This is a genomic window from Caulobacter sp. NIBR1757 (assembly GCF_027912495.1).
Lineage (GTDB): Bacteria > Pseudomonadota > Alphaproteobacteria > Caulobacterales > Caulobacteraceae > Caulobacter.
Window position 1 is genome coordinate 1,615,205 of the sequence record NZ_CP115463.1, and the last position, 20,332, is coordinate 1,635,536.

Below are 20,332 nucleotides of genomic sequence, written 5' to 3' on the forward strand. Positions count from 1 at the left end.
CTCCGCGCGTTCATCCTCTTCGCCCCGGGTAGGCTCTTCCATGATTGCAAGTCGCGGCTTCCTGACCGCCGTCGTCCTTGGCCTGGCGGTGACCGCCGCCGGCTGCTCGACCGTGTCCGGCACGGTGGACCGGCTCAATCCCTTCAAGCCGAAGGACGTGAAGGACGAGGCCGCCGACGGCCGGCGCATCTCGGTCATCGCCTTCGACGAGAAGGTGGTCGTCGCCGAGGAACTGGCCGGCCAGGACTTCTTCCTGCCGCCGGCCGCCGCCGTGCCGACCTGGCCCAATCCCGGCGGTCCGGCCGACACCCTGACCGAGAACGTCGAGGCGGCGCCGGCCTTCGACGTCGCCTGGAAGCGCAGCTTCGGCAAGGGCTCCAACGCCAAGGTCCACGTCACCGCCCCGCCGGTCATGGCCGACGGCAAGGTCTTCGTGATGGACGCCGAAGCCGACGTCGTCGCCCTCGACGCCAGCACCGGCGCCCAGCTTTGGAAGCAGCGCCTGAAATCCGACAACCGCCGCGACAAGGTCGGCTTCGGCGGCGGTGTCGCCTATGCCAACGGCAAGGTCTACGTCTCGTCGGGCTACCGCTTCGTCGCCCAGCTGGACGCCAATACCGGCGCTGTCGGCTGGCGCCAGGACGTGGCCTCGCCGATCCATGGCGCGCCCACCGTGCACGGCGGCAAGGTCTTCGCCATCAGCACCGACAACGAACTGCTGAGCTTCGACACCGCCACCGGCAACCCGACCTGGAACTTCCAGGCCCTGGTCGAGCCGGCCCGCATCCTGTCGGCCTCCAGCCCGACCGCCGCGGGCGATGTCATCATCGCCGCCTTCGCCTCGGGCGAACTGGTCGCCATGCGCTCGGGCAACGGCAACGACCTGTGGAACAACGCCCTGTCGCGCGCCAGCCGCACCAACGCCCTGTCGGAAATTCGCGACGTGGCCGGCCGTCCGGTGGTCTTCAAGGGCGACGTCTTCGCCGCCAGCCATTCGGGCGTGTTCGCCGCCATCGACCTGCGTTCGGGCCAGCCCCGCTGGTCCGTTCCGGTCGCCTCGATCACCACCCCCTGGCCGGCCGGCGACGTGGTCTACATCATCAGCCTGGCCGGCGAGGTGCTCTGCGTTTCCCGCGACAGCGGCAAGGTGCACTGGATCAAGGACCTCAACGCGGGGATCAAGAAGACCAAGGACCGGAAGCTGTTCTTCGGTCCGATCATGGCCTCCGACCGCCTGATCGTCGTCTCCAGCGACGGCCGCGCCCTGGCCTTGAACCCCAAGACCGGCGAGGTCACCAAGACCATCAAGCTGGGCAGTCCGGCCCTGATCACCCCGATGGCGGCGAACGGCATGGTCTATGTCGTCACCGACAAGGCCGAGCTGGTCGCGATCCGCTAAACGTACGGAAAACTTGTAATTTGGCGGTGGTTCTGCCAAGAGCCGCCGCCTCTTTGCATTTTGAACCAGCCCGTCCGACCGCCGGATTGACTTGCTGTCGTTCCGGAAGGCCCACTAACCGCCATGGCCCTGAAACTCGCAATCGTCGGCCGACCCAACGTCGGCAAGTCCACGCTGTTCAACCGGCTGGCGGGCAAGAAGCTCGCCATCGTCGACGACCGGCCCGGCGTCACCCGCGACCGCCGCTTTGCCAGCGGCCACATCGGCGACATGAACCTCAGCCTGGTCGACACCGCCGGCTTCGAGGATGTCGATGACGACACCCTGGAGGCGCGCATGCGCCGCCAGACCGAGCTGGCCATCGACGAGGCCGACGTCTGCCTGTTCCTGATCGACGCCCGCGAAGGCATCACCCCGCTGGACGAGGTGTTCGCCGAGATCCTGCGTCGCCGCGACAAGCCGGTGCTGGTCGGCGCCAACAAGGCCGAGGGCAAGCAGGGCGACCCCGGCATCGCCGAGGCCTGGACCCTGGGCTTCGGCGAGCCGATCCCGATCAGCGGTGAGCACGGCGAGGGCATGGCCGACCTCTATGCGGCCCTCGTCAACATCGCGCCCGAGCACCAGGACGACGACCCGGACGACGAGGGCGACAAGCCCGTCCGCCTGGCCATCGTCGGCCGCCCCAACGCCGGCAAGTCGACCCTGGTCAACGCCCTCATCGGCGAGGACCGCATGCTGACCGGCCCCGAGGCCGGCATCACCCGCGACTCCATCTCGGTGGAATGGGAGTGGGAGGGCAAGAAGGTCCGCCTGGTCGATACCGCCGGCCTGCGCAAGAAGGCCAGGATCCAGGAGAAGCTCGAGCAGCTGTCGGTGTCCGACAGCATCCGCACGATCGTCTATGCCGAAGTCGTCCTGCTGGTCATGGACGCCACCCATCCCTTCGAGGTGCAGGACCTGCAGCTGGCCGACCTGGTCGAGCGGGAAGGCCGCTCGCTGGTCTTCGTGCTGGCCAAGTGGGACCTGGTCGAGGACCAGGCCGAAACCCTGAAGAATTTCAAGGAACACGCCGAGCGCATGCTGCCCCAGGTGCGCGGCGCGCCGGTCGTGGCCCTCTCGGCGGAGACCGGTTTCGGCCTCGACAAGCTGATGCCAGCTGTCATCAAGACCTACACCAACTGGTCGACCAAGGTGAAAACCCGCGACCTCAACGACTGGCTGGCCATGGCCATCCAGCGTCACCCGCCGCCCGCCGTCAACGGCAAGCGCATCAAGCCGAAATACGTCGCCCAGACCAAGGCCCGGCCGCCGACATTCGTGATGTTCTCCAGCCGCGCCAGCCAGATGCCCGAGCATTACCGGCGCTATCTGATCAATTCGATCCGGGAGAGCTTCGACCTGCCGGGCGTGCCGATCCGCATCACCATCAAATCGGGCGCCAACCCCTATGCCGACGCCGATGGCGACAAGCGGCCGATGGGCTCGGGCACCAAGCGCGGCCCGCGCGAGAAGCCCAAGAAGCTGGGCGTCAGCGAGAACGCCAAGGAAGCCAAGCAGGCGCGGGTCAAGAAGGCCAACAAGGCCAAGCGCCAGGCCAAGGAGGCGGCCAACCCCGTCGCCGCCAAGCCGGTGATCCGCTCGCGCACCCAGAAGCCCGGCCGTCTGAAGTAGAGGCGCCTCAGGTCGCCTTGAAGACCACCGTCTCGGGAATGGCCGGCAGGTCTGCCTTCTGCGCCAGCTCGACGAAGAGCGGCCCCAGCGCCGAGGGCTCCGGCAGGTCCAGCGGATCCTCGCCCGGGAAGGCTTCGGCCCGCATGCGGGTCCGCACCGCGCCCGGATCCAGCAGGATGGCGCGAATGGCCGTCTGCTCCAGCTCGTCGCCCCAGCATTTCACCAGCGCCTCCATGCCGGCCTTGCTGGCCGCGTAGGGGGCCCAGAAGGCCTTGGGGCGGGCCACCCGGCCGGTTGTCACGAAGATGGCCCGGCCCATGTCGGAGGCCCTCAGCAACGGCTCGAACGAGCGGATCAGCCGCCATGTGGCGGTGAGGTTGACCGCGATGGTCTGGTCCCAGCTCTTGGGCTCGACATGGCCGGTCGGCGACAGGCCGCCCAGCACGCCGGCGGCATGCACCACGATGTCCAGCCTTCCGAACCGTTCGAACAGATGGCCGCCCAGCGGATCGAGGCCTTCGGGCTGGCGCAGATCGATCGGAACCAGCGTGGCGCGCTGACCCGTGCTGGTGAAGATGGTGTCGTCGAGCGCTTCCAGGGCCCCCTGTGTGCGGCCGAGCGCGATGACATGGGCGCCGGCCTGGGCCAGCGCGATGGCGGCGGCCTGGCCGATGCCGCGGGTGGCGCCGGTGACCAGCGCGATCTTGTCCTGGAGCGGAAGAGTCATGGCCGGCTGTCTAGCGGATTTGGCCTTGAAGTCACGCCTCTTCCGGCCGTTCGGCGTATCGCCGCGCCAGCCAGGCGCAGGCCAGCAGCTGCAGCTGGTGGAAGATCATCAGCGGCACGATCATCACCCCGGCCACGGCCGGCGCGAACAGGATGGCGGCCATCGGCGCGCCGGTGACGAGACTCTTCTTGGAGCCGCAGAAGGTCAGGACGATGCGGTCGGCCATGGAAAAGCCGAGCCGCTTGCCGAGCAGGCTGGAGAGGGCCAGCACCAGGACCAGCAGGCCGGCGCAGAGCAGGGTGACGACGATCAGCTCCGGCGCCGACACCCGCGTCCAGACTCCCTCGACCACGGCATGGCTGAACGCGGCGTAGACCACCAGCAGGATCGAGCCGCGATCGACATAGGAGACGAGTTGCTTTTGGCGTTCAAGGACCGGCGCGACCCAGGTGCGCAGGAGCTGGCCGGCAATGAACGGGGCCAGCAGCTGCAGGGCGATGTCGGTCGCGGCCTCCAGGCCGGGCCCCGTCCCCTGCGCATGCATGGTCAGGCCGACCAGCAGCGGCGTCACCGCCATGCCCAGCAGGTTGGAGGCCGAGGCCGCGCAGACGGCGGCGGCGACATTGCCGCGCGCCAGGGCGGTGAAGGCGATCGACGATTGCACGGTCGAGGGCAGGCAGCAGAGGAATAGCAGGCCGAGCGCCAGCGGCGCTGGCAGGATCGAGGTTGGGATCAGGCCCATGGCCAGGCCCAGCAGCGGGAACAGCACGAAGCTGACTCCCAGCACCGCCAGGTGCAGCCGCCAGTGGGTGACGCCGGCGATCACCGCCTCGCGCGACAGCTTGGCCCCGTGCAGGAAGAACAGCAGGGCGACGACGCCCTTGGTCACCGGCGACAGCAGGTCGGACGCCACCCCCCGCGCCGGCGCCAGCGAGGCGAGCACCACAACCGCCAGCAGCGCCAGCATGTAGGGATCGAGGCGAAAGCTCTTCATCGGCTGTTCACGGTGGCTGTTGTGTCCTCGAGGCCGAAAATCCGCGTTCTGTCGGAAACCTGACGGAAAGCGGAAACCTGTATCGTCGTGGGGCGTTAGCCGGGTCGAAGGAGTTAGATACGGTCGCGATGACAGCCCGAGTGTTGATTGTCGAGGATGAAATCCTCACCGCCATGGAACTGGAAGCCGTGTTGAGCGAGCGTGGGTTCGAGGTCGTGGGCATCGCCCAGGACGCCGCCTCCGCCCGGGCGTTGGCGGCTGGTTGCCGGATTGACGTCGCCTTGGTGGACGTGAACCTGCGCGACGGCCGCACCGGCGTCAGCCTCGGCGCCGAACTGGCCCGCGATCGGTCGGCCAAGGTCATCTACCTCACCGCCCACCCGCTGCCCTCGCATGAGCGCCCGGCCGGCGTCGTCGGCCTGCTGACCAAGCCCAGCGACGAAACCTCGGTCGTCTCGGCCCTCGACTACGCCCTGTGCCGTCACGAGAACCTGCTGCCCCCGCCGCCGGCGCTTCAGCTGTTCCACTAGCCCTCAACGCCGTCATCCTCGGGCTTGTCCCGAGGATGACGACGGTGGGGGAGGGGACGCGCGCGGCCTACTTCCCGCGGTTCAAGCTCGCCAGCGGCAGCGCCAACGTCACCGCCAGGCCCTCCGGTCGCCAGTCGCGGCTCAGCTTGCCGCCCAGCTGCGTCTCGACGCTCAGCTTCGACAACGTCGAGCCGAACCCCTCGGTCATCGCCGCCCCCTTGATCCGCGGGCCGCCGGTCTCGGCCCATTCGACGATCAGGTCGAGCCTGGTCCGCCGGCAGGTGATGGTCACCCGGCCTTCGGGCTTCGAGAAGCCGCCGTACTTGGCGGCGTTGGTCGCCAGCTCGTGGAAGATCAGCGCCAGGGGCGTCGCCGCCTGGTCGTCGATCTCGGCCTCGTCGCCGACAATCCTCACCCGCTCGGGGTCGTCGGTGCCGTAGGGCTTCAACAGCTCGGTCAGCAGTTCCGACAGCCGCGTCGATCGCGCCGCCTGGCCGGCCACCGCGTGCGGCCGCACGAAGTCATGGGCCCGACCGAGCGAGACGATCCGCTCGCGCAGGTCCTTGGCGAACCCCGCCGCGTCCGGAAACCGCCGCGCCGACAGGGCGACCAGGCCGGAGATGACCGAAAAGATGTTCTTGATCCGGTGGCTGAGCTCGCGGCTCAGCAGCGTCTCCGCCTCGGCCATGCGCTTGTGATCGTGGATGTCGGTGCAGGTGCCGAACCAGCGGGTGATGGCTCCGCCGGCGTCCCGCACGGCCCGGGCCCGGCCGAGGGTCCAGCGGTACTCGCCGCTGTGATGGCGCAGGCGGTATTCGACCTCGTAGGGTTCGCCGCTGTCCAGCGACCTGCGCCAGGCCGCCCAGGCCCGCGCCTGGTCGTCGGGATGGAACATGCCGTTCCAGCCCTCGCCATCGGTCGAACCGGCCGGCACGCCGGTGAACTCGTACCAGCGGGCATTGTAGTAGTCGTGATGGCCGTCGGGCCGCGTCGACCAGAGCATCTGCGGCATGCTGTCGGCCATGGCCCGGAACTGCGTCTCGCGCTCGACCCGCCAGGCCAGCGCCTGGCGCAGGTCCAGCAGGCTCATGACCTGCCGCGCCAGGCTCTGCAGCGCCTTGCCCTGGCCGGCCGTCAGCCCGCCCGGCCGCGCCTCCCGGTCCAGCACGCAGAGGGTTCCCAACGCCTCGCCGGTCTGGCTGCGGAGCAGCGCGCCGGCGTAGAAGCGGAAATGCTCGGGGCCAGTGACCAACGGCCCGTCGGCGAAGCGCGGGTCCTCGGCCATGTCGGTGACCTGGTACAACGGCTGGTCCTGGGCGATGGCGTGGGTGCAGACCGAGATGTCGCGGGGGGTCTGGGGCGGGTCGAAACCGCAGGTCGACTTGAACCACTGCCGGTCCCTGTCGACGAGGCTGATGAGCGCCACCGGCGCCTCGCAGATCTGTGCGGCCAGCGCCGTCAGATCGTCGAAAGCCTGCTCCGGACCGGTGTCCAGAATCCGGTAGCTGTCCAAAGCGTTCAGCCGCCGGATTTCGTCCTGATCATCGATCATGCGGCCTCAAAGCGCGTCTCCTCGAAGCGATAGAATACGCTGGGCCGCCCGAGGTTGCGTGCCGGAGTTCCCTTGATGGAACTTTTGTCGCGGGCCCTGTGCGCTAGGCGCTGACCAGGAACGACAGCTGGCGGCCGCCGTCGGCGTCGGCCTGCGCCAGCTCGCGATCAGTCAGGCGGGTGGGGTAGTCACCGGTGAAATAGTGGTCGGTGAACTGCGGGTTGACCGGGTCGCGTGCTCCGACGCCGAGCGCCTCGTACAGGCCCTCGACGCTGAGGAAGCCCAGCGAATCCACTTCCAGGAACCTGGCCATCTCTTCCAGCGATTGGGTCGCCGCCAGCAGCTTGTCCCGCTCCGGCATGTCGATGCCGTAGAAGTCCGGCCATTTGATCGGCGGCGAGGCGCTGCGCAGGTGCACCTCCCTGGCGCCGGCCTCGCGGACCATGCGAACGATCTTGCGGCTGGTGGTGCCCCGCACGATAGAATCGTCGATCAACACCACCCGCTTGCCTTCGATGACGGCGCGATTGGGGCTGTGCTTCATGCGCACGCCCAGCTCCCGCACCCCTTGCGTCGGCTGGATGAAGGTGCGGCCGACATAGTGGTTGCGGATGATGCCCATCTCGAAGGGCACGCCGCTCTGCTGGGAATAGCCGATCGCCGCCGGCACGCCGCTGTCGGGCACCGGCACCACGACGTCGGCGTCCGGGCCGCTTTCGATGGCCAGGCGGGCGCCCATCTTCTTGCGCACGTCATAGACCGAGCGGCCGTCGACGACGCTGTCGGGTCGGGCGAAGTAGACCAGTTCGAAGACGCAGGGCCGGGCGCGCACCGCCGGGAAGGGCCGCAGGGACTCGATGCCGGTGTCGTCGATGATGACCATCTCGCCGTGCTGGATGTCGCGCACGAAGCGGGCGCCGATCATGTCCAGCGCGCAGGTCTCGGAGGCCAAGACCGGCTTGCCGGCCAGGTCGCCCAGCACCAGCGGCCGGATGCCCAGCGGGTCACGCACCCCGATCAGCTTTTTGTTGGTCAGGGCGATCAGGGCGTAGCCGCCTTCGATCTGGCTGATGGCGTCGATGAAGCGGTCGACGAAGCGCGCCTTCCGGCTGCGGGCCAGCAGGTGGAGGATGACCTCGCTGTCGCTGGTCGACTGGAAGATGGCCCCGTCGCTGACCAGGCGGTCGCGCAGGGTGTGAAAGTTGGTCAGGTTGCCGTTGTGGGCCAGGGCGACGCCGCCGGCCTCCAGGTCGGCGAACATCGGCTGCACGTTGCGGAAGGCGCTGCCGCCGGCCGTGGAATAGCGGGTATGGCCGATGGCGCACTTGCCGGGCAGCCGCTCGACGAGATCCTGGCCGGTGAAGGCGTCGCCGACCCGCCCGACGTGGCGCTCGGTATAGAAGCGTTCGCCGTCGAAGGCGGCGATGCCACAGGCCTCCTGGCCCCGGTGCTGCAGGGCGTGCAGGCCGAGCGCCGCGACCGCCGAGGCCTCGGCCACGCCATAGACGCCGAACACCCCGCATTCGAGGCGCAGTTGGTCGTCGTCGGGGTCGCGGTGATCGGCCGGGTTCCAGACGGGGCTCGAGGGGGTCATCGGCTCTTCTCCACGGCGTCGTCCATCGCCTTGCGTTCGTCGTCGCTATAGCCCGCTCCGTCGCGGACCGCATCCTTAACCGCCGGGGCGACCTTGCCGGCGGCCGCGAAGGCGCTGGGTGCGAAGGCTTTCAGCACCTTTCCGGCCGCGACGGTCAGGGGATAGAGCCTGGCCTCCGACACCCATTTGGGCGGGCCGTTCTCGGCGCCGGCCATCTGCACAAGTAGGGTGAAGGCGCCCAATATCACCATCGCCCGGATGAGACCGAACGCCGCGCCGATCACCCGGTCGATCGTGCCCAGCGCCCCGGCGCTCTGCACCCGGCTGGTGATCTGGCTGGAAACGATCTTCAGGATCAGGAAAACAACGACGAAAACAATCAGCAGGGCGGCGGTCACCGCCGCCCAGTCGGGACTCATCATGCCGCGCAGCACCGGGGCGGTGAAGCGCAGGCAGACAATGGCGATCAGGGCGGCGATGACGAACGCCAGCATCCCTGTCAGTTCCCGGGTGGCGCCGCGCATGAAGGCGGTGAGGGCGCTGACGATCAGCAGCAGGCCAGCCAGGACGTCGAACAGGGTCAAGGGGTGGTCCATCTCTGCTGGCCGATGCGGTCGATGGCCTCAGCCAGCCGCGACACGCCGGTGACGGGCAGGGAGTCGCCGGCCCCGTTCGGGGCCAGGGCGCGGCCGAAGCCCAGCTTGGCCGCTTCCTTCAGGCGTGATTCCATGCGGCCCACGGGCCTCACGTCGCCGGAAAGGCTGATTTCGCCAAACACCACGCAGTCCTGCGGCAGGGGTTCATCCAGTGCGGAGGAGGCCAAGGCCGCGGCCGCGGCCAGGTCGGCCGCCGGTTCGCTGATCCTCAGCCCCCCGGCGACGTTCAGATAGACGTCCCGGTTGCCAAAACCAAGGCCGCATCGCGACTCAAGCACGGCAAGCACCATGGCCAGGCGCCCGGAATCCCATCCGACCACCGCCCGGCGCGGATTGCCGCCCGAACTGGGGGCCACCAGGGCCTGGAATTCGACCAGCACAGGTCGACTGCCCTCGATGCCGGCGAACACCGCCGCCCCGGCCGAGCGCTCGGCCCCGTCGTGCAGGAACAGCGCCGAGGGGTTCTTCACCTCGCTCAGGCCGATGTCGCCCATCTCGAAGACGCCGATCTCGTCGGTCGCCCCGAAGCGGTTCTTGGCCCCGCGCAGCACGCGGAAGGGATAGCCGCGCTCGCCCTCGAAGCTGAGCACCGCATCGACCAGATGCTCGACCACCCGCGGCCCGGCGATCTGGCCGTCCTTGGTGACGTGGCCGACCAGGATGACCGCCACCCCCTTCTTCTTGGCGAACCGCACCAGTTCCTGGGCGCAGGATCGTACCTGGGTCACCGAACCGGGCCCCGCCTCATGGGCGTCGGACCACATGGTCTGGATGGAATCGATGACCACGAGGTCGAACGGCTCCTTCTTCAGGCCCTCGAGGATGTCCCGCAGCGAGGTCTCGGCCGCCAGCTTGACCGGCGCCTGGGCCAGCCCCATCCGCCCGGCCCGGCCGCGCACCTGTTCGACGGCCTCTTCGCCGGAGATGTAGGCGCACCGCGCCCCCCTCAGGGAAGCCTGGGCCACCACCTGCAGCAGCAGCGTCGATTTCCCCACCCCCGGATCGCCGCCGACCAGGATGGCCGATCCCGGCACCACGCCGCCGCCGCACACCCGGTCGAACTCATCGACGCCGGTGATGATCCTGGGCGGGGAGGGGGTGTCGCTTTCCAGCCCCTCGAAGACCAGACCGCCCCGACGGGCGCTCTTCGACGGCGCCAGCGCCCCCGGCAGTTTGCTGGTCAGCTCCTCGACCAGACTGTTCCAGGTCCCACAGGCCGGGCACTGCCCCTGCCACTTGGGCGAAACCCCACCGCAGGACTGGCAGACATAAAGGGCGCCGTCGCGGGCCATGGCGTTTCCGATTCGGGATGATGGAAGGATAGCGCGTCCTGCGCCCGGGGTCCGACCCTATGGCATGTTCCGGTTTTGTTCAAGCTTGGCTGGGGGCGTGTTCGTCGCGCTCGCGGCTGGCGAAGTCCGGCAAGCACCCTGCGCGGCGAACACGTCCCCTCCGCGCAATCCCTTACGCCCAAAGGCCTCGCGACCACTCGCCGATACGGTTTCTTAAGTGTCCCCGGTATCAACTTCAGTTTGTGTTGGGGGTTTCCGGAATGGACAGCCTGAACCCAGGCTCCGTGGATGCGGAGGCGCCCGCGCTGAGCGGATGCGCCTTCGACGCCGCGACTCTCGACTTCCTGTTTCCCTGCCGCTTCGAGGTCCGCGAGGACCTGTCGATCCAGGCGCCCGCGCCGCGCCTGCTGGTCCTTGCCCCGCGCATCGCCGGCGCCGTGCTGACCGAGGCCTTCATCATCGAGGCGGCGGCCCATGTCACCAGCTTCGCCGATCTGGCGGCCCTCGACCGCACCAGCGTCATCCTGCACTCCCGAACCGACCCGGGTCTCAGGCTGCGCGGCGCCATCTCGATCCAGCCGGGCGGCCGGGTGATGTTCCTGACCGCCCAGGCGGCCTGCGAGGAGCAGCTGGCGTCAGGCCTCGACCCGGCCAACGTCTCGCCGCTTGACGGCGCCGCCGACATGACCGGCGCGCTGCGCGAACAGGCCGAGGCCACCCGCGAGGCCGAGACGGTGATCACCGCCCTCGCCAAGGCGCGCGACGACGCCATCGCCCGCCAGGAATTCTTCGACGCCATCGTTCAGATGCTGCCCGCCATCCTGATGGTGAAGGATGCCCGCGACGGCCGCTATGTGCTGGTCAATCGCGCCGCCGAGGAAATGCTGGGGGTCCAGGCCGAGGCCCTGCTCGGCCGCAACGTCCACGAACTCTTCCCGCCCGAGGAGGCCAGGGCTTTCTCCGACGAGGACCAAGCCGTCATCGCCTCCGGCAAGATGACCGTCGTCGAGGAAGAGACCGTCACCACCGCCGCCCGCGGCAAGCGCATCTTCACCACCAAGAAGGTCGCCACCTACGGCGAGGAGGGCGCCCACCATATCGTCACCGTCGGAGAGGACGTCACCGAGCGCATCGAGATCCGCGAGGCCCTGCACGCCGCGCTGGCGGCGGCCGAGGAAGCGGCCCTTTCCAAGAGCGTCTTCCTGGCCAACATGAGCCACGAGATCAGGACGCCGCTGAACGGCATCGTCGCAATCGCCGACATCCTGCAGCGCGAGGATCTGCTGCCCCGCGTCCGCGACATGGTGAACATCATCAGCGCCTCGGGCGAGACGCTGGAGCGCCTGCTCAGCGACATCCTCGACCAGGCCCGCATCGAGAGCGGCCAGATCACCATCGAGACCGCGCCCTTCCACCTCGGCGAAATGGTCCGCGCCACCGCCGCGCTCGGCGAGCTCAAGGCCAGCGAAAAGGGCGTCGCCCTCAACATCGACCTGTCGCCGGAAGTCGATGTCGGCGTCGAGGGCGACATGGTCCGGGTCCGCCAGATCCTCACCAACCTGGTCAGCAACGCCGTCAAGTTCACCGAACATGGCGAGGTCAAGATCACCGGCTACCGCTGCGCCGAGGGCCGCGTCCGCTTCGAGGTCCGCGACACCGGCGAAGGCTTCGACGAGGCCACCCGCGAGCGGATCTTCGGCCGCTTCCAGCAGGCCGACAACACCATCACCCGCAAATACGGCGGCACGGGCCTGGGCCTGGCCATCTCCCGCGAGCTGGCGGCCCTGATGGGCGGTCACCTCGACTGCGAAGGCCGGCCGGGCGAGGGGGCGACCTTCTGGTTCGAACTGCCGCTGCCGCAGGTCGAGGACATCCATGTGCCGATGGCGATGCAGGCCCAGGCCGAGGCCCCGCCGCAGATGCGCATCTTGGTCGCCGACGACCATCCGACCAACCGCCGGGTCATCGAACTGATGCTGGCCGGCGCCGCCGACGTCTCCTGCGTCGAGAACGGTCAGGAGGCGCTCGACGCCCTGGCCGCCGACGACTTCGACCTGGTGCTGATGGACATGCAGATGCCGGTCATGGACGGCCTGACCGCCATCCGCCACCAGCGGGCCCGCGAAGCCTCCGGCCAGGCCAGCAACATGGGCCGCCTGCCGATCATCATGCTGACCGCCAACGCCCTGCCCGAACACGTTTCGGCCAGCCTGGCGGCTGGCGCCGACCGCCACCTCGACAAGCCGATCACGGCGGCCACCCTGTTCGCAGCCCTGACCGACGTCTTCTCGGCCAAGGCGGCCTGAGCCGCTCGCTAGGCCTCGCCGACCCAGCGCCGCCGCGACCGACGCCCCATCCGCACCAGGAACTCGTAGGCCGAAGCCCCGGCCGCCTTCGCCGCCTCGTCCAGCAGCAGGTTGGGCCCGACCAGCTCGACCATGTCGCCCGCCTTCGCCTGCGCCCCGGTGATGTCGATGGCGATCAGGTCCATCGATACCCGGCCCAGCAGTCGCCGGCGGCGGCCGGCGAACCAGGCCCCGCCATCGGGAGCCGAAGCCCGCAGGTAGCCATCGGCATAGCCTGCCGAGACGATGGCCACTTTGAGCGGCTCGCCAGCGACGAAATCGGCGCCGTAGCCGACGCTGTCGCCCTCCGGCACGTCGCGGATCTGCAGGATGGGGGCTTCCAGGGTGGCGACCGTGGCCAGCCGCGGCTCGTGGCCATCGTGCGGGCCGCCGCCATAGAGGCTGACGCCGGGACGGACCTGGTCGAAGTGGTAGTCGGCGCCCAGGAAGACGCCACCCGAACTGGCCAGGCTGGCGCGGGCCTTCGGGAACAGGCGGCGCACAGCGGTGAAGCGCTGCTGCTGCCGGTCGTTGAGCGGATGGCCGGGCTGGGACGCGCAGGCCAGATGACTGAGGAGGAGATCGATCCGAAGACCGCCCGTCGCCGCCACCTCGGCCGCCTCGGCCAGGGTCAGGCCCAGGCGGTTCATGCCGGTGTCGACATGCAGGGCGCAGGGACCGGCATCGGCCCAGGCGGCGATCTGCTCGCCGCTGTTGAGCACCGGGATCAGGCCGGCGGCCCGCAGGCGGCCGGCCGCGCCGTCCGGACAGCCGTCGAACACCAGGATGCTCGCGGCCCGATCGCCCAGCGCCCGGCGCAGGGCCTCGCCCTCGGCCAGGCGGGCGACATAGAAGGTCCTGGCCCCCTCGGCCCACAGGCGCAGTGCGGTCTGGCCCGCCCCCATGCCATAGCCGTCGGCCTTGACCACCGGGGCGGTCTCGGCCCCGCCGGCCATATCGCGCAGCAGGCGGTAGTTGGCCGCGATGGCGTCCAGGTCGATGGTCAGGCGGGCGGCGTCGGCGGGCATTGGCTGGGGCTTAGACGAGGCGGCGAATTTACGCCACCCGCCCCTCAAGCAACCTGCGCCGCGAGACCGCCCTGGCGGATCGGCAGGCTGAAGCTGACCGTGGTTCCTTCGCCCGGCGCCGAGTCCATCTCCAGGCTGCCCTCGTGCAGCTCGACGAGGCTCTTGGTCAGCGCCAGGCCGAGGCCGGTGCCCTGCGTGGTCTTGGAATGCTGGCTCTCGACTTGCTCGAACGGCTGGGCCAGGCGCGCCAGGTCCTCGCGGCTGATACCGATGCCGGTGTCGGTGACCGAAACCCGGATGCGCTCGCCCAGCACGTCGCGGCGCGGCTCGGCCCGGACGGTGACCCGGCCGCCGCGCGGGGTGAACTTGATGGCGTTGGACAGCAGGTTGAGCAGCACCTGCTTGATGGCCCGGTAGTCGCCCTCGACCTCGGGCAGGTGCGGGAACTCGATGCCCACCTCCAGCCCCGCCGCCTCGGCCCGGTTGCGGACCAGCCGCACGGCGTCCTCGGTGACGTCCTCCAGGCTGATCGGCTCGAACTTGAGGTTCATCTTGCCGGCCTCGATCTTCGACATGTCGAGGATGTCGTTGATCAGGGCCAGCAGGTGCTGGCCGCTGTTGTGGATGTCGTTGGCGTAGTCCTTGTAGCGGCCGTCGCCCATCGGCCCGTACATCTCCGCCACCATGATCTCGGAGAAGCCGTTGATGGCGTTGAGCGGCGTGCGCAGCTCGTGGCTCATGTTGGCCAGGAACTCGCTCTTGGCCTTGTTGGCGCCCTCGGCCCGGACCTTCTCGGCCTCGTACTTGCGGGCCAGTTCGGCCAGCTGTTCCTGGCTGCGCTCCAGGCCGGCCACGGCGTTCTGCAGCTGCTCCTCGTTGAGGCGCCGCGCCTCTTCCTGCAGCTTGACCGCCGTGATGTCGGCGGCGGTCATGACCAGGCCGCCTTCGGCCGTGCGGCGCTCGCTGATCTGCACCCAGCGGCCGTCCATCAGCTCGGCCTCGCGCTCACCCTTGGCTCCGTGCGGCGAGGGATGCTCCTGCTTGATGGCCAACTGGGCGAAACGGTTGACCTGGTCGCGCGCTGCGCCGGGCTTCAACAGTTTGGGCTCAAGGTTGAAGGTGCTGCGATAGTTGCGGTTGCAGAGCAGCAGTCGACCGTTGCGGTCCCAGAGGACGAAGGCCTCGGAGACGCTCTCGATGGCGTCGCGCAGGCGGTTCTCGGCGGCCTGGGCCCGGGCCTGGGCGATGCGCTCCTCGGTGACGTCCAGCGCCACGCCGATGATGCGGCTGTGCTCCTGGACGGCCGGGCCGGCGGCGCCCTGGCCGCGGGCGTCGATCCACAGCGAGCGGCGGCCCTCGCTCCCCGGCACCCGGAAGGAGACGTCGAAGGCGCCGTAGGCGGCGGCATGGGCCAGGGCCTGGCGGACCCGCTCGCGGTGATCGGGGGCGACGCGTTCGAGAACTTCCTGGCCGCTGGCGACCCCGGCCCCGCCCCAGCCGAACATCACCCCGGTGACCTCGGACATGAACACCCGATCATGCTCCAGATCCCATTCCCAGATGCCGCAGCGAGCGGCCTCGACGGCCAGTCGGAAGCGCTCCTCGCTGGCGACCATGGCCAGCTGGACCGCCTGTGTCCGCCGGCCCTGCATGAGCAGCAGCAGGGCCAGGGCGATGCCGACGGCCAGGGGCACGAGCAGAGAGACGAGGCCGTCCATCCGCTCGGCATCGACGCTCATGATGCCTTCGACCCGGTCGGCGGCCACGGCCAGCAGGCTGCCATCGCCGACCGGGCGCACGGCGACGTCGAGGGCTTTGCCGTCCGACAGCTGGCCGCGCAGCAGCACATCGGTGCGCAGGGCCTTGAGCTGCAGTCCGAAGGCGTCCTGCAGGGTGGTCGCGCCGGCCACGCCCGGGCCGACGGAGGCGGCGACCCGGCCGTCGAGGAAGGCGAGGGCGGAGGTCCGGGTCAGGCCCGTGCCGGCGATCCTGACCGGATCGGAGGCGATGATCAGCCAGGCCTTGCCGCCGGGGGTCGCCTGCGAGCGGGCGACGTAGATGCGGCCCCGATCTCCTGGCGCCGATCCGGTCCAGACAGCGATGCCCGCCGCCTCGGCCGCGCGGGCCGCGCCCTTGAAATCGGGGGTGGTCAGGGCGCCGGCGCTGGATAGGACGATGTCGTCCTGCACCACGGCCACGGCGCCGGCCGTGGGGCCGGCGATACGCAAGGCCAGTTCACTGGCTTCTATGGGGCTGTCGGGGGCGCGGCGGAGCAGCTCGGCCCCGGCGGCGAGGCCGGCCTGCTGGGTGGACAGCGCGCCATCGACCCGGCCGGCCAGCAGGGCGGCGATGGCGGCGGGGCCGACCTGGGCCGGGGTGCTGGTCCAGCCGTTGTTGAGCTTCATCACCCCGAAGGCGGTGTAGACGGCCAGCAGGAACAGGGCGGCCAGGATGCCGACGCGCATCAAGGGCTGGGAGCGGCCACGCGGCGACCCTGCCGCGAAGGCGGGGTCCCCCGATCCTGCCCTTTGCCCGCGTGCCAAACCCGAAAATCCCCAAACGCCGATTCACCCCAGAGGGGCATGGTAGGCGCCGCGAGTCCTCGCGTTAAGGCCTGATCAACGCCTTGAGTCAGTTCGCCGCGATTCGTGACTCCAAAGACTCAGGCGAGGGCTTTGGTGGCCAGCTCGAAGACGTTCTTGGACAGCCCTTCGACGGCCGCAATGCGTTGAAGTTGCTCACGCATCTTGCCGCCGAGATCCTCGCGGTAACGCCGCCAGCCGCCGAGCGCCTCGACGAACCTGGCGGCGGTCATCGGGTTCACCTTGTCGGTGGCGATGATCCAGTCGGCGAGGAACCTGTAGCCACTCCCGTCAGGGTCGTGGAACCGGGCCGGGTTGAAGCTGGCGAAGGCCCCGACCAGGGCCCGCAGGCGGTTGGGATTCTTCGCATCGAAGTCCGGGTGCGTCGTCAGCCCCATGACCCGGCCCAGCGCCAGCTCCGACGGATCGCGCGCCTGGGCGGCGAACCATTTGTCGATGACCAGCGGCTCATGCTTCCAGCGGGCGTGGAAGGCCGACAGGGCGGTGTCGGAGGCCTCGCCGCCCAGGGCGATCAGGGCGTTCAGCCCGCCGATGGCGTCGGTCATGTTGTCGGCGGCGCCGTAGTGGGCCCGGGCCCGCTCGATGACAGCCTCGCTGGGCCTTGCGGTCAGCAGGTCGAGCGCCGCATTGCGCAGGGCCCGCCGGCCGGCGGCCTCGGCGTCCGCCGAGAAGGCCCCGGCGTGGGCCAGGGCGTCGTGCAGCCGGATCAGCCGGTCGGCCAGCACCTCGGCCAGCCTGCCGCGCAGAACGTCACGAGCCCCGTGGATGGCGGCCGGGTCGGCCGGCTGCATCTCCATGGCCAGGTCCTGCTCGCTGGGCAGGCTGAGCAGCAGGGCCTTGAAGGCGTCGTTGGCCGCCTGGTCGTCGAGCGCCCGGCCGAGCGCCTCGGCGAACCGGGTCTCGCCGGCCGGATCGGGCTCGCCCGCCGCCCGGGCCAGGATCAGCCGGCTGCCCAGGCGCTGGCCCGATTCCCAGCGGTTGAACTGATCGGTGTCGGCGGCCAACAGGACGTAGTCATGGTCGGCCGGGGCGTCGGTCTCCAGCTTCACCGGGGCCGAGAACCCGCGCAGGGCCGACAGCACCGGGGTCTTCTTCACACCCTCCAGGGTGATGGTGGTCTCGGCGCCGTCGAGCACCAGAATCTGCGTCTCGGCCTGCACCCGGCCGTCCTCGTCGAGCAGGCCCAGCGCCACCGGCAGGGGCAGGGCCGTCTTGGTCGGCTGGCCGGGCGTCGGGGCGGTGACCTGTTTGAGGGTCAGCTCCAGCTGGCCCGTCGCCGCGTCATAGCGCCGGTTGATCGTCACCTTCGGCGTGCCGGCCTGTTCGTACCAGCCGAAGAAGGCGTCGAGGTCCTTGCCGGTGGCGTCGGCGAAACACTGGATGAAGGCCTCGACCGTCGTCGCCTCGCCGTCATGCCGCTCAAAGTAGAGGTTCATCCCGGCCCAGAAGCCCTCGTCGCCGAGCAGGGCCTTGAGCATGCGGATGACCTCGCTGCCCTTCTCGTAGATGGTCGCCGTGTAGAAGTTGTCGATCTTCAGATAGCTCGACGGCCGCACTGGATGGGCCAGCGGGCCGGCGTCTTCCGGGAATTGTCGGGCGCGCAGGGCCTTGACGTCCTTGATCCGCTGCACGGCATGGCCGCGCATGTCGGCGCTGAATTCCTGATCGCGGAAGACGGTCAGGCCTTCCTTCAGGCACAGCTGGAACCAGTCGCGGCAGGTGATGCGGTCGCCGGTCCAGTTGTGGAAATACTCGTGGGCGACGACGCTCTCGATGCGCTCATAGTCCATGTCGGTGGCGGTCGCGGCGTCGGCGAGCAGGAGCGAGGAGTTGAAGATATTCAGCCCCTTGTTCTCCATGGCCCCGAAGTTGAAGTCGCGCACGGCGACGATCATGAAGAGGTCGAGGTCATATTCCCGACCAAACACCTCCTCATCCCACTTCATCGCCCGCTTCAGGCTGTCGAGGGCGTATTCGGCCCGGCTCGCCATGCCTGGATCGACGAACACCTTCAGGGCGACCGCGCGGCCGCTCATGGTGGTGAAACTGTCCTCCAGCGCGTCAAGTTCGCCGGCCACCATGGCGAACAGGTAGCAGGGCTTGGGGAAGGGGTCCTCCCAGACGGCGAAGTGGCGCGCGCCGAGCGTCCCGCTGTCGATCAGGTTGCCGTTGGCCAGCAGGTGATGGAAGGCCGTGTCGGCCTCCATCCGCACCGTGTAGCGCGACAGCACGTCCGGCCGGTCGAGGAACCAGGTGATCCGCCGGAAACCCTCGGCCTCGCACTGGGTGCAGAACCGGCCGCCGGACATGTAGAGACCCATCAGCACGGTGTTGCCCGACGGGTCGATCTGGACCTCGGTCTCCAGGGTGAAGGTCTCGGGCAAGCCCGTGAGGGTCAGCGTCTCGGCCGTCTCCTCGAAGGGGTGATCCTGTCCATCGACGCGGACGCGATGGGTGCTCAGGCCCTCGCCATCGAGCACCAGGGTGTCGGACTCGCCGTTGCGCCGCACCGACAGTGTGGCCTTCACCCGTGTCGCCCCGGGCTGCAGGTCGAAGTCCAGATGGACCGTATCGATCAGGTGGCTGGGCGGGGTGTAGTCGGAGAGCCGGACGGGCTGGGGCGTTTCGGTGCGCATGGGAAGGATGTAGCGTCAGTCAGCGGCGCGCGCCACGCCGCCCATCCCAACCTGATCAAATCGTGTTAGAATCACATCATGGACGACACCGCCCGCATCACGGTTGATCTCTCTCACGACCTGGTGAAGGCAATCGACGATGCGGTCGCGGCGGGCGACTTCGCCTCCAGAAGTGAGGCGGTCGAGGCGGCCCTCTGGAAGCAAGAGGGGTTGGATCTCTATTCGCCGAACGCCGTCGCTCGCTTCAAGAGGTTGATGGCTGAGGGCCTTGCAAGCGGCGTATCCGAGTCTTGGGACTCGGAAGCGATGTTCGAGCGGATCACTGATCCAGCACGGGCTCGTAAGGCTTGACGGTCAACGTCCGGAATTCGGACCAGGCCGAAGTCGATCTGGCCGACATCCACGACTATATCGCCGCCAATTCACCGAACGCTGCCCGGAAGGTTCTTCGGAGGATTGTTGATCGCATCAACCTCTTGCGAGATGCGCCACTGAGCGGTGTGGCGAGGCCCGACATTTGGGACGGCGCTCGTCACGCCGTCGTCGGGCCGTACCTGATACTCTACCAACTTGAAGGCGATGAGGTCCTGATCGTCCGCGTGGTGGATGGGCGCCAAGACCTTCAGAACCTCTAAGCGACCGCCGAACCCTCAACGTTCACCTGACCACCCGGCGACGGTACTTCGGCGATGAACCGCTCGATCGCCGCTGCCTGTTGCGCCAGCTCGAGAATGGCCGGGGGCGCGTCGTCGGGCGCTTCGGCGACCAGGGCCATCAGCTCTTTCGCAATCGCCTGGAACCGCGGGGCGCTGGCGATCAGCCTCGCCTGGCGTTCGATGCGGTGCGGGTCGCGGTCGTACTCCGCGCCCGGGGTGCGCCAGCCGCCCCAGTCGTTGGGGTCGGTGACGACGATGGGATAGGTGCCGGGGAAGGGGTGATGGGCGCAGTCGGCCGGTTGCTGCCACTTGTTCTTGGCCCGCAGCAGCCGCCAGCGTTCGCCGTTGTCGCCGACATCGGCGACCTGGTCCTCGGGCTTCAGTTCATGGGCGAAGAACTCGCGGCCGAGGCCGACGTCGTAGGTCACACGGACGGGTTCATCGAAGCCCTTGGCCCAGATGGCGACGATCTTTTCGACGTTGGCCCAGGCCCCGACGGCCTCGACCCACACGCGCTGGTTCTTCTGGAAGACCGTTTTGGCCATGATCCCGCCGTCACTTTGAACAGACCGCCCATAAAAACCTGAAATCGTTGACGCCAAGTCAATCTTCCCCCGGCCCGAAAGCCAGCTATCTTGCGGCCTGAAAA

General features: G+C 68.9%; 16 protein-coding genes. 6 read left to right on the forward strand and 10 right to left on the reverse strand.

The window, feature by feature from the left end; translation table 11 throughout:
* Positions 1-40 precede the first annotated feature (40 nt).
* Both O5I81_RS07905 and der read left to right on the forward strand, forming a co-directional pair.
* On the forward strand, positions 41-1,399 hold the full coding sequence (locus O5I81_RS07905) for a PQQ-like beta-propeller repeat protein (RefSeq protein WP_271068402.1): 1,359 nt from the start codon (positions 41-43) through the stop codon (positions 1,397-1,399).
* A gap of 123 nt (positions 1,400-1,522) precedes the next feature.
* Complete coding sequence (gene der / locus O5I81_RS07910) at positions 1,523-3,070, forward strand: ribosome biogenesis GTPase Der (RefSeq protein WP_348637284.1); 1,548 nt, start codon at positions 1,523-1,525, stop codon at positions 3,068-3,070.
* A 7-nt stretch (positions 3,071-3,077) separates the two neighbouring features.
* Here der and O5I81_RS07915 read toward each other — a convergent pair whose 3' ends face one another.
* Both O5I81_RS07915 and O5I81_RS07920 read right to left on the reverse strand, forming a co-directional pair.
* Entirely contained in the window at positions 3,078-3,797 is a 720-nt protein-coding gene (locus O5I81_RS07915) for an SDR family NAD(P)-dependent oxidoreductase (RefSeq protein WP_271068403.1), read from the reverse strand.
* Positions 3,798-3,828: 31 nt separating this feature from the next.
* Positions 3,829-4,791 carry a bile acid:sodium symporter family protein gene (locus O5I81_RS07920; protein ID WP_271068404.1) on the reverse strand — a complete coding sequence of 321 codons (963 nt, stop codon included), beginning with the start codon at positions 4,789-4,791 and terminating at the stop codon, positions 3,829-3,831.
* A 128-nt stretch (positions 4,792-4,919) separates the two neighbouring features.
* Here O5I81_RS07920 and O5I81_RS07925 point away from each other — a divergent pair, with 128 nt between their 5' ends.
* Positions 4,920-5,321, forward strand: a complete 402-nt coding sequence (locus O5I81_RS07925; protein WP_271068405.1) for a response regulator — start codon at positions 4,920-4,922, stop codon at positions 5,319-5,321.
* Between the two features lie 67 nt (positions 5,322-5,388).
* Here O5I81_RS07925 and O5I81_RS07930 read toward each other — a convergent pair whose 3' ends face one another.
* The 4 genes from O5I81_RS07930 to radA form a co-directional block, all read right to left on the reverse strand.
* Positions 5,389-6,873: a PAS domain-containing protein gene (locus O5I81_RS07930; RefSeq protein WP_271068406.1), complete on the reverse strand. Its 1,485-nt coding sequence runs from the start codon at positions 6,871-6,873 to the stop codon at positions 5,389-5,391.
* Between the two features lie 103 nt (positions 6,874-6,976).
* Positions 6,977-8,467, reverse strand: coding sequence for an amidophosphoribosyltransferase (gene purF, locus O5I81_RS07935; protein WP_271068407.1), 1,491 nt, complete (start codon positions 8,465-8,467; stop codon positions 6,977-6,979).
* Complete coding sequence (locus O5I81_RS07940) at positions 8,464-9,051, reverse strand: CvpA family protein (protein ID WP_271068408.1); 588 nt, start codon at positions 9,049-9,051, stop codon at positions 8,464-8,466. The genes purF and O5I81_RS07940 overlap by 4 nt, the downstream gene beginning before the upstream one ends.
* Positions 9,048-10,415, reverse strand: coding sequence for a DNA repair protein RadA (radA, locus tag O5I81_RS07945; RefSeq protein ID WP_271068409.1), 1,368 nt, complete (start codon positions 10,413-10,415; stop codon positions 9,048-9,050). The genes O5I81_RS07940 and radA overlap by 4 nt, the downstream gene beginning before the upstream one ends.
* A gap of 260 nt (positions 10,416-10,675) precedes the next feature.
* On the opposite strand from radA, the gene O5I81_RS07950 reads away from it, so the two are divergent.
* Positions 10,676-12,721 carry a PAS domain-containing sensor histidine kinase gene (locus tag O5I81_RS07950; protein ID WP_271068410.1) on the forward strand — a complete coding sequence of 682 codons (2,046 nt, stop codon included), beginning with the start codon at positions 10,676-10,678 and terminating at the stop codon, positions 12,719-12,721.
* A gap of 8 nt (positions 12,722-12,729) precedes the next feature.
* Here O5I81_RS07950 and alr read toward each other — a convergent pair whose 3' ends face one another.
* From alr to pepN, 3 genes are all read right to left on the reverse strand, one after another.
* The gene (gene alr / locus O5I81_RS07955; protein ID WP_271068411.1) at positions 12,730-13,788 is read right to left on the reverse strand and encodes an alanine racemase; all 1,059 of its coding nucleotides are present in this window, start codon (positions 13,786-13,788) and stop codon (positions 12,730-12,732) included.
* Between the two features lie 44 nt (positions 13,789-13,832).
* Positions 13,833-16,253 carry an ATP-binding protein gene (locus O5I81_RS07960; protein ID WP_271068412.1) on the reverse strand — a complete coding sequence of 807 codons (2,421 nt, stop codon included), beginning with the start codon at positions 16,251-16,253 and terminating at the stop codon, positions 13,833-13,835.
* Positions 16,254-16,450: 197 nt separating this feature from the next.
* Positions 16,451-19,027, reverse strand: coding sequence for an aminopeptidase N (gene pepN / locus O5I81_RS07965; RefSeq protein WP_271068413.1), 2,577 nt, complete (start codon positions 19,025-19,027; stop codon positions 16,451-16,453).
* Positions 19,028-19,105: 78 nt separating this feature from the next.
* Here pepN and O5I81_RS07970 point away from each other — a divergent pair, with 78 nt between their 5' ends.
* Both O5I81_RS07970 and O5I81_RS07975 read left to right on the forward strand, forming a co-directional pair.
* Positions 19,106-19,378: a type II toxin-antitoxin system ParD family antitoxin gene (locus O5I81_RS07970; protein WP_271068414.1), complete on the forward strand. Its 273-nt coding sequence runs from the start codon at positions 19,106-19,108 to the stop codon at positions 19,376-19,378.
* The gene (locus O5I81_RS07975) at positions 19,375-19,662 is read left to right on the forward strand and encodes a type II toxin-antitoxin system RelE/ParE family toxin (protein WP_271068415.1); all 288 of its coding nucleotides are present in this window, start codon (positions 19,375-19,377) and stop codon (positions 19,660-19,662) included. Before O5I81_RS07970 ends, O5I81_RS07975 begins: the two co-directional genes overlap by 4 nt.
* Here O5I81_RS07975 and O5I81_RS07980 read toward each other — a convergent pair.
* Positions 19,659-20,228, reverse strand: coding sequence for a hypothetical protein (locus O5I81_RS07980; RefSeq protein WP_271068416.1), 570 nt, complete (start codon positions 20,226-20,228; stop codon positions 19,659-19,661). The two genes, O5I81_RS07975 and O5I81_RS07980, sit on opposite strands and share 4 nt — an antisense overlap.
* Positions 20,229-20,332 lie beyond the last annotated feature (104 nt).